Source organism: Staphylococcus gallinarum, assembly GCF_029774255.1.
GTDB classification, from domain to species: domain Bacteria; phylum Bacillota; class Bacilli; order Staphylococcales; family Staphylococcaceae; genus Staphylococcus; species Staphylococcus gallinarum.
In genome coordinates this window covers 1,795,568-1,809,794 of record NZ_CP069082.1, presented here as the reverse complement: position 1 = coordinate 1,809,794, position 14,227 = coordinate 1,795,568, and the positions used below count along the sequence as shown (strand labels likewise).

At 31.2% G+C, this 14,227-nt stretch carries 15 protein-coding genes; 12 read left to right on the top strand and 3 right to left on the bottom strand.

The window, feature by feature from the left end:
• Positions 1-8: 8 nt before the first annotated feature.
• The gene (locus tag JN168_RS08445; RefSeq protein ID WP_082039190.1) at positions 9-500 is read right to left on the bottom strand and encodes a P-loop nucleotide/nucleoside kinase family protein; all 492 of its coding nucleotides are present in this window, start codon (positions 498-500) and stop codon (positions 9-11) included.
• A gap of 136 nt (positions 501-636) precedes the next feature.
• On the opposite strand from JN168_RS08445, the gene JN168_RS08440 reads away from it, so the two are divergent.
• Positions 637-1,134, top strand: a complete 498-nt coding sequence (locus JN168_RS08440) for a kinase (RefSeq protein ID WP_042738944.1) — start codon at positions 637-639, stop codon at positions 1,132-1,134.
• A gap of 433 nt (positions 1,135-1,567) precedes the next feature.
• On the opposite strand, the gene JN168_RS08435 is transcribed toward JN168_RS08440, so the two are convergent.
• Positions 1,568-2,047, bottom strand: a complete 480-nt coding sequence (locus JN168_RS08435; RefSeq protein WP_042738943.1) for a hypothetical protein — start codon at positions 2,045-2,047, stop codon at positions 1,568-1,570.
• A gap of 192 nt (positions 2,048-2,239) precedes the next feature.
• On the opposite strand from JN168_RS08435, the gene JN168_RS08430 reads away from it, so the two are divergent.
• The 6 genes from JN168_RS08430 to JN168_RS08405 all read left to right on the top strand — a co-directional run bounded on the left by JN168_RS08430 (position 2,240) and on the right by JN168_RS08405 (position 7,109).
• Complete coding sequence (locus tag JN168_RS08430; protein WP_167706513.1) at positions 2,240-2,410, top strand: hypothetical protein; 171 nt, start codon at positions 2,240-2,242, stop codon at positions 2,408-2,410.
• A gap of 245 nt (positions 2,411-2,655) precedes the next feature.
• Positions 2,656-4,539, top strand: coding sequence for a DUF5776 domain-containing protein (locus JN168_RS08425; protein ID WP_279525765.1), 1,884 nt, complete (start codon positions 2,656-2,658; stop codon positions 4,537-4,539).
• A gap of 1,262 nt (positions 4,540-5,801) precedes the next feature.
• Positions 5,802-5,936: a beta-class phenol-soluble modulin gene (locus JN168_RS08420; RefSeq protein ID WP_042738941.1), complete on the top strand. Its 135-nt coding sequence runs from the start codon at positions 5,802-5,804 to the stop codon at positions 5,934-5,936.
• Between the two features lie 42 nt (positions 5,937-5,978).
• Complete coding sequence (locus tag JN168_RS08415) at positions 5,979-6,113, top strand: beta-class phenol-soluble modulin (RefSeq protein WP_042738940.1); 135 nt, start codon at positions 5,979-5,981, stop codon at positions 6,111-6,113.
• Positions 6,114-6,153: 40 nt separating this feature from the next.
• On the top strand, positions 6,154-6,288 hold the full coding sequence (locus JN168_RS08410) for a beta-class phenol-soluble modulin (protein ID WP_042738939.1): 135 nt from the start codon (positions 6,154-6,156) through the stop codon (positions 6,286-6,288).
• 137 nt (positions 6,289-6,425) lie between these two features.
• The gene (locus JN168_RS08405) at positions 6,426-7,109 is read left to right on the top strand and encodes a YjjG family noncanonical pyrimidine nucleotidase (RefSeq protein ID WP_042738938.1); all 684 of its coding nucleotides are present in this window, start codon (positions 6,426-6,428) and stop codon (positions 7,107-7,109) included.
• Between the two features lie 510 nt (positions 7,110-7,619).
• Here the strand turns inward: JN168_RS08405 and JN168_RS08400 are convergent.
• Positions 7,620-8,060: an N-acetyltransferase gene (locus JN168_RS08400; protein ID WP_042738937.1), complete on the bottom strand. Its 441-nt coding sequence runs from the start codon at positions 8,058-8,060 to the stop codon at positions 7,620-7,622.
• A gap of 274 nt (positions 8,061-8,334) precedes the next feature.
• Here JN168_RS08400 and bshC point away from each other — a divergent pair, with 274 nt between their 5' ends.
• From bshC to JN168_RS08375, 5 genes are all read left to right on the top strand, one after another.
• Positions 8,335-9,948 carry a bacillithiol biosynthesis cysteine-adding enzyme BshC gene (bshC, locus tag JN168_RS08395; protein ID WP_232154922.1) on the top strand — a complete coding sequence of 538 codons (1,614 nt, stop codon included), beginning with the start codon at positions 8,335-8,337 and terminating at the stop codon, positions 9,946-9,948.
• 149 nt (positions 9,949-10,097) lie between these two features.
• A complete protein-coding gene (gene mraZ, locus JN168_RS08390) occupies positions 10,098-10,529 on the top strand; it encodes a division/cell wall cluster transcriptional repressor MraZ (protein ID WP_042738935.1) in 432 nt (143 codons plus the stop codon).
• A 14-nt stretch (positions 10,530-10,543) separates the two neighbouring features.
• Entirely contained in the window at positions 10,544-11,479 is a 936-nt protein-coding gene (gene rsmH, locus JN168_RS08385) for a 16S rRNA (cytosine(1402)-N(4))-methyltransferase RsmH (RefSeq protein ID WP_042738934.1), read from the top strand.
• Between the two features lie 14 nt (positions 11,480-11,493).
• Entirely contained in the window at positions 11,494-11,886 is a 393-nt protein-coding gene (ftsL, locus tag JN168_RS08380) for a cell division protein FtsL (RefSeq protein ID WP_042738933.1), read from the top strand.
• Positions 11,867-14,185 (top strand): penicillin-binding protein, encoded by a 2,319-nt coding sequence (locus JN168_RS08375; protein WP_229367130.1) that lies wholly within the window; start codon positions 11,867-11,869, stop codon positions 14,183-14,185. Before ftsL ends, JN168_RS08375 begins: the two co-directional genes overlap by 20 nt.
• Positions 14,186-14,227: the final 42 nt, after the last annotated feature.

Here is a 14,227-nt window from a genome sequence, read left to right as displayed (position 1 = left end):
TTGATGTGCTATGAAGTGATTTCAATAATATTTAATTTTTCTGTATTATCGGGTGCTTCAAAGAAACTGGATACATAATCAAAGGTTTCTTTCGTATCAAATGTGTTTCTATCAGGTTCTTTATCGGCTCTTTTTTTCAATTGTTTTAAACACTGTTCATCAGCAAGGTTTAAATAAATGAGCTGGTGATTGGCATGTATTTCATTTGCAATGCTTAATAGCCAAGCGCGTTGTTTTCTTGTGTTTCCAGGGAAGTTCATAACTACATTACTGCCAACTTGTAAAATACTTTGAATGTGCATCTTTAATATAGGTTTAATTATTTGAGAATAATTAAGATAATCATCGAAGTTTTTTATTTGATGTGGGTATAATGCTGCTAACCATTCATCTTCTGATAACAGTACAGCATTTTTTCTTTGTGCTATTTCTTTTGATTTTGTTGATTTACCTGCCCCCATTTTTCCAGTGAAAAAATATAAAGTTCCGAGAGTATTCAATATTTGTCACTCCTAAAATCTAAAGTATATAAATAATAGCCCTAATAATTCATTTTGACAATCTAAAATTTAAAGATTTATTTATGAGCAATAGGGCATATTAAAATAAGTATAATTTAGTATAAGGTGATATATTATGGTGAATATAATTATTATTAGAGGAAATTCAGGTAGTGGTAAAACAACAGTTGCTCGCAAATTGCATGAAATACTGGGTCGTGGAAATTTATTAATATCACAAGATGTAGTTCGACGGGAAATGTTAAATGTACATGATCGCCCATTCAATCTAGCAATTCCTTTAATAGAAAAAATGCTGATATTTGGGATAGAACATTGTGAATTTGTCATTCTAGAAGGTATTTTAGCTGAAAATAAATACGGTGACATGTTGAGGAATGTCTTAAATAATAGGATGGATAATGTATTTGCATACTACTATGATTTGTCATTTGAAGAAACGGTTAGAAGACATAATTCAAAGAAAGAGACCGACTTTGGTTTAGCCGAATTAAAGTCTTGGTTTGTTGCTAATGATTATCTTGGTTTTCCAGGGGAAAAATCAATTTCAAAAGCGCTGTCTATAGAAGAAACAATAAACAATATTTTAACTGATGTAAGATACCGTCATTAGATGATTGATAGATGTAACGAATTTTTTCGAATTACTAACGCATTACCCTAGGTGTGCAATAGGATTTGAAAATGCAATAGTAATAAAAAAGCGCATAGATTGTATGTAATCTTTGCGCTAAATGTTTAAATATGAGTCGTGCTCGAGCATTTCATTGTTACTTTTAAAATTTGAAATATGTATGTAAATCAAAATTTGTATTACATTTACCTTGAATTAAAGTCCAAAGACAGATGTCACAATTGGATATAAATATGCCATGAATAATAGACATACAATGATTAAATAAATAAAGCCTTCGATAGTTTGTTTCATGGGGTCACAACCTTTAGAAATTTTTATATTAATTATAGTTTAATTAGGTAATTAGATATAGTCAATCGGCCTTGAGGTGTATTATATTTTTATAATTTAATAATTTAAATGAATTTCACTAAAGATTCGTGCTTGCTTTATTTTTAATTATTTCTATCAGTCTAGTGTTGATTACTGTGGTATCTATATATTTTAAATTATTTTGGAGTGATTGTTTTGTGATTTTTAAGTGTCTTATGTTCGCATTATTTAGTTTTTTTGATCTTTCGTTATGACTTTGATTACATAATGAGGTAGTAATTAAATAGGCATCATACGTTTGGTGATAGAGATGTTTATTAATAAAGCGCAAATGTTGAGGGTTGTTTATAATTGGTATTAAAGTAATTGTGAATTTGATATTTTTAATTAAAATATCACTGTTATATGAAGAAAAATGGTCATAATAATTAAAATGTACGCGCTTATTAAGGCGAATTTTCATTTGATAATTTTGAATTTGGTTAGAAAATATGTATACATGATCATCATAATGATTTAATAACCAATTTATTATTGAATTAACATTGATAGTACCATCAAAAATAACATTTGCCATAGTTATTTAACCCCTTAATCAATTTTTAAGTAGTGGTATGAAGTATAAATAATTATTACAGATATTACAATTAATGTAATGATGTTCGATTAATTAGTAATTTAGGGTTTAATATATTATGTTATAGGTATAAATAGATTGATTATCAAATAAACAGTTTGATAATCAATACATAAATAGAGGGGGATTTTGTTGAAAGAAAAATTAAAGCAACAACTAAATAAATATGTGGAAAACGGACAATTAGAAAAAGGATTAAATAAAGTGAATGATCAAGTGAAAAAGAAAAAAGGTAAAGATTATTCCAAGTATGTAGATAAATTAATGAAGTTTTTGAATAAAGATAAAAATAATAATAAGTAATACAGTAATAAACCCTTGTTTATTGAGTGATGAGATACATTCAAAAGCAAGGGTTTTTTGTTTAAGCTAAATTGAATATGTAAGCGACATTAATATAATTAAGTTACCGCGTTGTTAAATAATTTAGTGGATGATAGATAAATGTTAAAAATAGTTGCATATTACCCCTGTGGCCTTGGGTATAAATATGATAATACAAATAATTTAGTGTAATTCAATGTTGAACAGCCAAAAGGGGTTTTAATATGGATAAATTAGTAACTATTATCGTTCCTGTTTATAATAAAGAATTGTTTTTACATGATTGTATAGAATCAATAAACCGATTGAATATTGATCATCATTATGTTGAAGCGATTTTTGTAGATGATTGCTCAACGGATTCGTCGTTGAGTATTATTGAATCTTATCAACAAAAATATAATTTTTTAAAAGTTATACAGTTAGATAAGAACACAGGGAGTCCAGCAGAGCCAAGGAATGTTGGCATGAATTATGCAACAGGTAAGTATATTACCTTTTTAGATGCAGATGATTGGTTGGATAGTGAGGGATTTCCAGAGTTACTATTGCAAGCTAACAAACATAATTCGGATATTGCCTTTGGACAAAGTATTAAACACGACGATAGAGGAATTAGTAAATTGGGAAGGTTCACATCATTTAAAGTGGAAAATGGTCTCATTCCGTATGAAATAGATAAAATATTTAGAGCTGTTGGACCACCGGGAAAAATTGTGAAAGCAGAAGTTATAAAATCTAACAAACTAAAGTTTAAACATTTAAAGTTTGGCGAAGATAAATTATTCTTTATTGAAGCAATTTCCAGATGTAAAACTGCTTCTATGAACTCAGCAGCGGTTTATCATGTGAATAGATACAATGAAAATCAATCACTTGTTACTGAAACGAATATATTAGAAAAAACTGCAGATAACTTAACCGTTTTAGAAGAAGTGTTGCAATTAAATTTACCGGAAAAAGCAGAATTTCAAGCAATTAGTAGAATAGTTGAAGTTGATTTTATAAGCAGGTTATTTAATAAAAAACGATTTTTAAAGAGCCATCAAAAAGCAGAATTCTACGATTACTTTAAACGTTTAACAGAAATGTTGCGTATGAATGGTAAAAATATTGAAGATTATTTAATTGAAGACAAATATAAAAATAATTTCAAATTACTGAATGAACATCGATATGATGATTTATATGACTATATAGCACTGTTAATTAAAGGTGGTAAAGCAGATCGCTATATAAAAAATAATCAAGTTCATTTCGTAATGCCAGAACAGTTACAGGATTTAATACCGGTCACGGAAGAAATGTTTGCGGTATATGAAGGTACGCACGAATATGAAGATGTACATTATGAACAAATTAGAGTCTATAAACATCCTGATATTACCATTGATAAGGTGCTGTTCACGGAGATTCATAATGAACCTCATGCACAAGAAGTGAAATATGTTGAACGAGATAACAAAATTTATATCAAATCTTCTGTATTAGAGGATATTGCATATAATTTTAATATTGTATTAATTTACAACGAATATAAACCGTATACAGTGAATATGAATTTGCCTAATATGAGTTCTAATATTAATTTGAAGAGACAAAATTTTAAGGCTGAGTTTATGCAAAAGGAAAAAAATAATAAAAAATCTAATGAAGTGAAAAGATACTTTCATTTTAATCCACAAACTGTATCTGTGCTTAATAAATTTAAAATTTATCATGATGTTGAATTTAAAGCACAAGTCGATCGTAGTGTGGAAGTTGGGGAAATATTAGAAGTGAATGGCATAGAGCATACCAAAAAAGGAACACCTAGATTATTAATTGACGACAATAAAGTGATTACAGCAAATAGGGCGTTTGTTGCTGCTGTCACTAAAGATAATAACGACCAATATTATTATAAAGCACCACAAAAAGTGAAAATTTTACAGCAATGTAAAGAATATGATTCAAGGAACTTTAAAAACACAATAAATATATTAGAGGTTGACAGTGTGGTAGCGATTGAAAAGGTCATCCTATCACCTAAAGGAACGCCTAGATTAAAAACAGATTCGGATACTTTTATTACTGCGAATAAATCGTTCGTTCAAGCAATAAACTAAACTTTTCAAATATAATATTATTAGATTTTGTCATATCTATTCCTTTATCCTATTTAGATATTTTTGAGTAAAAATATTATTTGGTTAATTGATAAAATTTTAAATAAAAATATGTTTTAATTTTTTCGTGAGTGGTATTTAATAAATAACTGTAAGAGAATTAGAATAATTGATTAATTTGCTCAGTGTACGTTGCTTCGGAAAAAGCAACGTACATTACTTGTGCGTTGTAAATAGAACGTTGTGAGTGAATTAGTTATGAATAGAAATAATCGGCATTTAGTATTATAGGTCAATGGAGTAATGACTCAAGTGAATAACCAATGATCATTTATGGTGTCAAACATGGCGTCATATATAGAAATTGGTATAAATGATATTACTTTGTTAGTCATTTCATCGAAAAGGTCATTTTTATTATTAGTAGTAAACACATAAGAGTCTGGGTCATAAATTCCATGTGCTATATACGAAAGTTATACAATTAAAGATCGTTCCCTTCAAAGTAGACACTCAAAAACGTCAACTTTGAAGGGGATTTTTTATGTCTTGATAAAAATAAAAAGCTAAGATGATTAGCAAAATAATTCATTAATACAAAATAAAAATGGAAGCATATATAAAGGCGAGACTCCTGAAGGAACAGGACGAGCTGAAGACTACAGGCTGAAGCAGTCCCTTAGGAAAGCGAGCCGATGATATAGCACACTACAAACACAAGATAAGTTAATGAACTTAGATCTCGTTATTGTTTATAAATATTAAGATTAAATCAATACAAACAACAAAAATAAAAAGCTAAGATGATTAGCAAAATAATTCATTAATACAAAATAAAAATGGAAACATATATAAAGGCGAGACTCCTGAAGGAACAGGACAAGCTGAAGACTACAGGCTGAAGCTGTCCCTTAGGAAAGCGAGCCGATGATATAGCACACTACAAATACAAAATAAGTTAACGAATATAATAAATAGTTATCAATATTATTATTGTAAAAATACATCATTGTATCTAATTGTATATAATTCAATAGTGCATAATACAGTTAGGATTTCAAAACTGTAATTCACAATGTAAAAATAGACAGATTTGATGTAAAAATGGTGGAGTAGGAAAAATTGCACAATTCAATTGTATTATATTTTATATTATAGATAACAAAACGATAGCTTATTAAACCAAAGCACAACATCGTTTTAAATATTTTGTAAGTTTGTAAAAGCTTTAAGATCTCAAAAAATATAGAGGAGTGTTTTTAATGGAAGATTTATTCAAAGCAATTAAAGATACAGTTCAAGCAGGAATCGATGGGGACAACGCTAAATTAGGTACAAGCATTGTAAGCATCGTTGAAAATGGTGCAAGTGTACTTTCTAAATTATTTGGATTCTAATTTAAACATTTTAAATATAAATTATAAAGGGAGAGATTTTAAATGACAAAATTAGCAGAAGCAATCGCAAAAACAGTTGAAGCAGCTAAATCAGGAAACGACGCAGAATTAGGTTCAAGCATTGTTGATATCGTATCAAGCGGTGTTGGCTTACTAGGTAAATTATTCGGATTCTAATAGTTGAAAATTATAAAAAAATAGTAGAGGAGATACTAACATGGAAAAATTATTCGAGGCAATCAAACAAACAGTACAAGCAGGAATCGATGGGGACAACGTTAAATTAGGAACAGGTATTGTAAGCATCGTTGAAAATGGTGTAGGCGTACTTTCTAAATTATTCGGATTCTAATATTGATATAGACAATGGTCAAGGTGATAACCTTGGCCATTTTTTAATGTCTAATTTTATATGCTGAATTAAGTGATATATGTTACTATCTTAATTAGAAATTACGGTCGAGTAAATTGAGAAAGTAGTGGGATAAAATGGAAAGTAAAAATATATTTATTGATTTTGATGATACATTAGTCGATTTTCACGATGCAGAAGCATATGCGTTCTTTAATTTAACTAAACATTACCAATTACATACAACTAGGCATGATTTAGAAACATTTATGAAAGTAAATCAATCACATTGGGAAGCGTTTCAGAATAATTTATTAACTAAGGATGAAGTGTTATCTAAACGTTTCGAAGCGTATTTCGATTTACATGCGTTAAAGGTAAATGGTGTAGAAGCAGACCATATCTTTAGAGATGAATTAGCCAATGCACCGATAAAGTATTTTCCCAAGACGTTAGAAACATTAGAAAAGCTAAAAGAACAACACAACTTATATATTGTTACGAATGGTGTGCTAGAAACGCAAGAACGTAGGATTGGAAAAACGCCTTTTGGTCAATGGTTCGATGGTGTGTTTGTTTCAGAGCAGACCGGTTATCAAAAACCAATGCCAGAATTCTTTGATTTTGTATTTAATGAAATTGGTGAGGACAAGCGTAATAATGCAATTATTATAGGTGATTCATTGACTTCTGATATTTTAGGTGGAAAAAACGCAAATATTGAAACTTGCTGGTTCAATCCACGTCAGAAATTAAACACTACTGATATCGAACCTGATTTTACAATTACTGATATGCAAGAATTGATTCGATTAATTTAAATGCATGCAAATAAACATATGTGATAGGTGAGAGACATTTCACTTATTCTCTAGTTGAAATGTTTGCAAGATAGTTTGCAGTTTAACATATCGTTTTGGGTTAGTTGCTAATTTAACTAAATGACAGCATGTATACTGTATAACAGTCTGATGTAGCAAGTATCATTTTAAACCAATAAATAGCTAGTGATTTGTGTGCATAAATGTACTGTGTAAAAGTAAATGCAACATAAGATGAATAATTTAAATAATAACCTCACTAACTAGGTTTTAATGTGAGATGCCAAATAGAACAAGATAAGTATTAAGATTAAAGCATAATATTAATATGAGATAAGCGCTGGATATTAATACGCAAGCTTTCAAAATAAAGAATGCCGATTCAAAAGTTTAAATCCAAACTTTTGAGTCGGCAATTTAATATGAGTTAATCTCGTTACGTTTTGATTTTAAAAATGGCTTCCTAACGCAATCAAAATGTTTAAACAAAACTGCTAGAATCAGTTTCGTTTATGGTGTCCAAACGAGAACGTCATGACCATCTTTATTTGTTTCATTTAAATCAGTAAATCCTTGTTTAATAAAGAATTCTTTAGATTGATTTCTTGCGATAACTTTAATTGGTAGACCTTGTTTCTTAGCGAAATCTAGTAAAGTTGTACCATAACCTCGATCTTGGAAATCACGTAAAACTTCTAATTTCCAAATGATATTATAATCTTCGAAGTCAGGGAAGTGTTGTTCTTCGACCTCACCTTTTCTATATAATGCCATCCTTGCACCTAGTCTATCTCCGACGTAAATGCCGTAGAATGGCGAATCCGAACTAGCATCAATCATTTCACCACGAAGTTCATCAACTAAATATAAATCTTCGTTGCCAAAATTTCTAAAATCTTCAAATAATTCATCTGTTTTATAATTGATACCTAGACTTTTTACTTCACTCATAGACGGCTTCCCCCTTTGTTTTGTTATTTCTATTATACAATATTTATATTGATTTTTCACAAAAATGACTGTTTTAAACATGTATTTACTTATAATTGAAAATTTGTGGAGGTACGTTTACATATAAAAGTTAATTATGAGAGTTCAAACTATTTTTGTTAATCAGGTAATAAAAGATAATGAAAAAGTTGGATTTTTATAAGCCGTAAAATTGTCAATATAGTATATAAACTTTATACTAGGTAGGAATAGAGTAGCATAAGGAGAATTTCGAATGTATTGTATGACTGAGAAACTAAATGAAAACGATAAATTTATAACGAACCTAAAAAATAGTGACCATACATTAGCGCAATTTTACCATTTAGATGCAATGAATCCTGATAGCTTTAAGCAGAGATTTGATTTAGAGAATAATGGAAGAGAGATTGCAGTAGCTAATGTTATTGAAAAGTATATGAGTGATCTATCACTTACATCTGAGCAAGTTGAGAATATAGATGCTTTGAAAAAGGGTGCAAAAGTAGTAATTGGTGGCCAGCAGGCTGGTTTATTTGGTGGACCGCTATACACTTTGCATAAAATTTTTTCAATCATAACGTTAAGTGAAGAATTAAAAGAAAAATATCATAAAAAAGTAGTTCCTATTTTTTGGATTGCAGGAGAGGATCATGATTTTGACGAAGTAAATCATACATTTGCCTATAATTCGAAGAAAGCAAAGCTACATAAAATTAAATATCATACTATGACACCACCAGAAAGTAATGTTTCTAGATATTCTCCTGATAAGGAAGAGTTACGTGATACATTGAATCAGTTTTTCCAAGCATTGCCAGAGACACAACACTCTCAATCCATTATCAATCTATATAGAAACGTGATTGATCAATACGATAATTGGACTGATATGTTTAAGGCATTATTAAATGAAATATTTAAGGCATATGGCGTATTATTCATTGATGCTAATGATGAAGGTTTGAGAGAAGTTGAAAAGCCTTTTATAAAACAATTAATCATACAACACCATGAGGTCGACACAGCATTTAGAGCTACTCAAGCACGTACTAAGGAAAGTGGACTAGAACAAATGATACAAACAGATACAAATGTTCACTTATTCTTACACGAAGATAATATGAGACAGTTATTAACATTTGAAAATGGCCAATTTAAACTTAGTAAATCTGATAAGGTTTATTCGACTGCTGAGTTATTAAATATTTTAGAGCAGGAACCGGGAAGATTTTCTAATAATGTTGTTACACGTCCAATAATGGAAGAGTGGTTGTTTAATACTGTTGCATTTATTGGAGGTCCGAGTGAAATAAAATATTGGGCTGAGTTAAGTGATGTGTTCAAAGTAGTCGACGTATCGATGCCTATTGTCTTACCTCGTTTGCGTATTAGCTATATTAATGAAAGAACTGAAAAATTATTATCGCAGTATCAACTTGATTTAAACAAAGTATTAGTTGATGGGATAGATGAAGATAAGCAACGATTTGTTAGAGCGCAAGCCTCTGATTCATTCTTAGAACAAGTCGAGCAAATGAAGCAACGACAAGATGAATTATATAAAAACTTATTATTGGAAGTTTCAAATAGTAATGATAATAGACTATTAGTCGATAAAAATAATGAAATTCATCAACAGCAATATGATTATCTACTTAACCGATATTTATTAAATATTGAACGTGAAAATGACATAAGTATGAAACATTTTAATGAAATTAACGAAGTGCTCCACCCAATGGGAGGATTACAGGAAAGAATTTGGAATCCAATCCAAATAATGAATGAATTTGGGATAGATGTGTTCAAGCCCTCCACCTATCCACCACTTTCCTACACTTTTGATCATATCATTGTAAAACCTTAGAGAGAGTAAGGTTGAGCCCGATTCATCGGAATGATGAATCGGGCATTTTTTTATGTTCTATAACAAATTTTGGTGAAAATTGTATAATTAGTGGAGGATAGTGGTGAGATGTGGTAAATTATAAATATAAGAAGGTGAGGTGATTATAAATGTTCATGGGTGAATACGAACATCAGTTGGATACAAAGGGACGTATGATAGTGCCTTCCAAATTTCGTTATGACTTGAATGAGCGTTTTATAATCACTAGAGGCCTTGATAAGTGTTTGTTTGGTTACACTTTGGAAGAATGGCAAGTTATTGAAGAGAAGATGAAGACGCTTCCTATGACAAAGAAAGATGCTCGTAAATTTATGAGAATGTTTTTCTCTGGTGCTGTTGAAGTGGAATTAGACAAACAGGGGCGTATTAATATTCCGCAGAATTTAAGACAATACGCCAATTTAAGTAAAGAATGTACAGTCATCGGTGTATCAAATCGCATTGAAATATGGGATAGAGCAACATGGAATGATTTCTATGATGAATCTGAAGATAGTTTCGAAGATATTGCTGAAGACTTAATTGATTTTGATTTTTAAATGGAGGAATTAGAGTGTTTCATCATGTCAGCGTAATGCTTAAAGAAACCATTGATTACTTGAATATAAAAGAAGATGGTATATATGTCGACTGTACATTAGGTGGAGCTGGACATGCCCTTTATTTATTAGAGCAATTAAGTGATGATGGTAGGCTAATAGCAATAGACCAAGATACAAATGCAATTGAGAATGCTAAAGAAGTACTGAGTGATCATTTACATAAAGTGACTTTTGTACATAGTAATTTTAGAAAGTTATCTGAAATTTTAAATGATTTGAATATTGAAAAAGTAAACGGTATCTACTATGACTTGGGCGTATCTAGTCCACAATTAGATGTTCCTGAAAGAGGATTTAGTTACCATCACGATGCGCAATTGGATATGAGAATGGATCAAACACAATCACTTTCGGCCTACGAAGTTGTTAACGAATGGTCATTTGAAAGTTTGGTTCGTATTTTCCATAGATATGGGGAAGAAAAATTTTCAAAGCAAATTGCTAGACGCATCGAACAAAACAGAGAACAACAACCTATTAATACAACATTAGAACTTGTAGATATTATAAAAGAAGGTATTCCTGCAAAAGCTCGACGTAAAGGTGGCCATCCGGCTAAAAGAATATTCCAAGCGATTAGAATTGCAGTGAATGATGAATTGTCAGCTTTCGAAGATTCATTAGAACAAGCAATTGAATTGGTGAAAGTAGACGGTCGAATTTCAGTCATCACTTTCCATTCGCTTGAAGATCGTTTGTGTAAACAAATGTTTCAAGAATATGAAAAAGGACCTGAAGTGCCAAGAGGATTACCTGTAATACCTGAAGCATACACACCAAAATTAAAACGAGTTAACCGTAAACCTATCATTGCGACTGAAGATGATTTAGAGATAAATAACCGAGCGCGTAGTGCTAAATTACGTGTAGCCGAAATCTTGAAATAAGGAGTGGATTATGAGTGGCAGTAGAAAAAGTATATCAACCATATGATAATATTGAACAACAAATTCCAGAGACAAAACCCTCGACCCAACCTAAAACAGTTAAAAGAAAAGTTGTAGTACAGTTAACAAAATTTGAAAAGATGTTATACATAGGACTTATAACAATAATTGCTTTAATCAGTATATATATGCTATCTTTAAAAATGGATGCGTATGATACTCGAGGGAAAATTGCAGATTTAGATACAAAAATAGAAAAGCAATCTAGTGAGAATAGCGCAATAGAATCTGAAATTAAAAAGAACTCATCATATGAACGCATTTACGACAAGGCTAAAAAGCAAGGTATGAGCCTTAAGAACGACAATGTAAAGGTAGTGCGTAATAATGACGAAGCGAAGAATTAAATTTAAAAAACCAAAATTACCAATAAAACAAAATAAAATAGGGGCAGTCCTACTCATTCTTGGATTCGGACTGCTCTTTTTTACGTTGGTTTTAAGATATTCATATATTATGTTGACCGGCCACTCATCTGGAGAAGATTTGATTTTAAAAGCTAATGAAAAATACTTGGTAAACAGTCAAGAACAGCCTGAACGTGGTAAGATTTATGATCGAAACGGTAAAATATTGGCAGAAGACGTAGAACGATATAAACTTGTAGCCATTGTGAGTAAAAAAGCCAGTGAAGGTAGCGATAAACCTAAAAACGTTACTGATAAAAAGAAAACTGCAAAAAAACTAGCAACGGTTTTAGATATGTCTGCCAAAGAAATCGAAAATAAGTTGAATAACAAGAAAGCCTTTCAAGTTGAATTCGGTCAAAAAGGTACCGATTTAACGTATCAAGAAAAGGAAAAAATTGAAAAAATGAATTTACCAGGTATTACATTATATCCTGAGACTGAACGTTTTTATCCTAATGGAAACTTTGCATCTCATCTTATAGGTATTGCTCAAAAGGACCCTGATAGTGGGGAACTTAAAGGCGCGATGGGTGTTGAAAAGATCTTTGATAGTTATCTGAAAGGGCAAAAAGGTACCTTGTCATATATTCATGATATTTGGGGTTATATTGCACCGAATACGAAAAAAGAAAAAACACCTAAACGTGGTGATGATGTTCATCTGACAATAGACTCGAATATTCAAGTCTTTGTTGAAGAAGCGTTGGATAGCATGGTTGACAGATATAAACCAAAAGATTTATTTGCTGTGGTAATGGATGCGCATACCGGTGAGATATTAGCATTTAGTCAACGACCAACTTTTAACCCTGAAACAGGAAAAGACTTCGGGAAAAAATGGGCGAATGATTTATATCAAAATACCTATGAACCAGGTTCTACATTTAAATCATTTGGTTTAGCAGCTGCTATTCAAGAAGGTAAATTCAAACCAAATAAAGAGTATACTGCAAGACCGAGAACGGTTATGGGGTCTAAAATTTCTGACTGGAACAAAGTAGGTTGGGGAGATATCCCGATGACATTAGGTTTCACGTATTCATCAAATACCTTAATGATGCATCTACAAGACTTAGTTGGTGCAGATAAGATGAAACATTGGTATGAGAAGTTTGGTTTTGGCAAAACTACAGACGGCATGTTTGATAGTGAATCATCTGGTGGAATTGCTTGGGATAATGAAGCACAACAAAAAACTTCATCATTCGGTCAATCTACTACTGTTACTCCGGTACAAATGTTAAGAGCGCAATCTGCTTTCTTCAATGATGGTAATATGCTTAAACCTTGGTATGTCGACAGTGTGACAAATCCAGTGTCGAATAATACTTACTATAAAGGTAAAAAAGAGTATGCAGGCAAACCAATTACTAAAGATACTGCGAAAAAGGTACGTACAGAGTTGGATAAAGTTGTAAATAGCGAAGACAGTCACGCTAAAAATTATCGTGTGGATGGTTATGATATCGCTGGTAAGACTGGTACAGCGCAAGTTGCTGATCCTGATAATGGAGGATATGTCCAAGGTGAAAATCCATATTTCGTTAGCTTTATCGGTGATGCACCTAAGAAAGATCCAAAGGTCATTGTTTATGCTGGTATGAGTTTAGCGCAACAAAATGACCAAGAAGCATATGAAATGGGTGTAAGTAAAGCGTTCAAACCAATTATGGCAAACACGCTTAAATATTTAAATGTCGGAGAGAACAATACAAAAGATAGTTCAGATGTGAAATATAGTAAAGTTCCAGATGTTGAAGGGTTGGCTACTCAGAAAGCCGAAGATAAAATCAACGGCAAATCCCTAGATGCCATCGTTATTGGTAATGGTGAAAAGGTAACCAGTCAATCTGTAACGGCAAATAAAGAAGTATTACCTAATAATAAGGTATTACTACTAACTGATGGTGATATTACAATGCCAGATATGACAGGTTGGTCAAAAGAAGAAGTCATTGCATTTGAACGTATGACAAATACTAAAGTGACAATGAAGGGTAGTGGCTTTGTATCTAGCCAATCAGTAACAAAAGGTCAAAAAGTTAGTAAAAATGATAAAATTCAAATTACACTTTCATCAGAAGAAATTGATGGTGAAGCAAGTACAAGTTCAAACTCAAAAGAAGAAACAACTAAAGAAGATAAATCAGCATCTGAAAAATCTGCTGATGATAAGTCAACAACAGACAAGAAAGATAAAAAAGAAGAGAAATCATCGAGTGATAAATCAGAATAATAGACGTTATTTATTTACCATTCGTAAATTTGAGAACGACAG

Excerpts from the sequence above, each read along its gene's own strand:
- JN168_RS08410 (WP_042738939.1), top strand. The coding sequence starts at position 6,154 with ATGGAAAAATTATTCGAGGCAATCAAACAAACAGTACAAGCAGGAATC.
- JN168_RS08435 (WP_042738943.1), bottom strand. The coding sequence starts at position 2,047 with ATGGCAAATGTTATTTTTGATGGTACTATCAATGTTAATTCAATAATA.
- JN168_RS08440 (WP_042738944.1), top strand. The coding sequence starts at position 637 with ATGGTGAATATAATTATTATTAGAGGAAATTCAGGTAGTGGTAAAACA.
- bshC (WP_232154922.1), top strand. The coding sequence starts at position 8,335 with ATGTATTGTATGACTGAGAAACTAAATGAAAACGATAAATTTATAACG.
- JN168_RS08375 (WP_229367130.1), top strand. The coding sequence starts at position 11,867 with ATGACGAAGCGAAGAATTAAATTTAAAAAACCAAAATTACCAATAAAA.
- JN168_RS08420 (WP_042738941.1), top strand. The coding sequence starts at position 5,802 with ATGGAAGATTTATTCAAAGCAATTAAAGATACAGTTCAAGCAGGAATC.
- JN168_RS08405 (WP_042738938.1), top strand. The coding sequence starts at position 6,426 with ATGGAAAGTAAAAATATATTTATTGATTTTGATGATACATTAGTCGAT.
- JN168_RS08415 (WP_042738940.1), top strand. The coding sequence starts at position 5,979 with ATGACAAAATTAGCAGAAGCAATCGCAAAAACAGTTGAAGCAGCTAAA.
- JN168_RS08400 (WP_042738937.1), bottom strand. The coding sequence starts at position 8,060 with ATGAGTGAAGTAAAAAGTCTAGGTATCAATTATAAAACAGATGAATTA.
- mraZ (WP_042738935.1), top strand. The coding sequence starts at position 10,098 with ATGTTCATGGGTGAATACGAACATCAGTTGGATACAAAGGGACGTATG.
- JN168_RS08425 (WP_279525765.1), top strand. The coding sequence starts at position 2,656 with ATGGATAAATTAGTAACTATTATCGTTCCTGTTTATAATAAAGAATTG.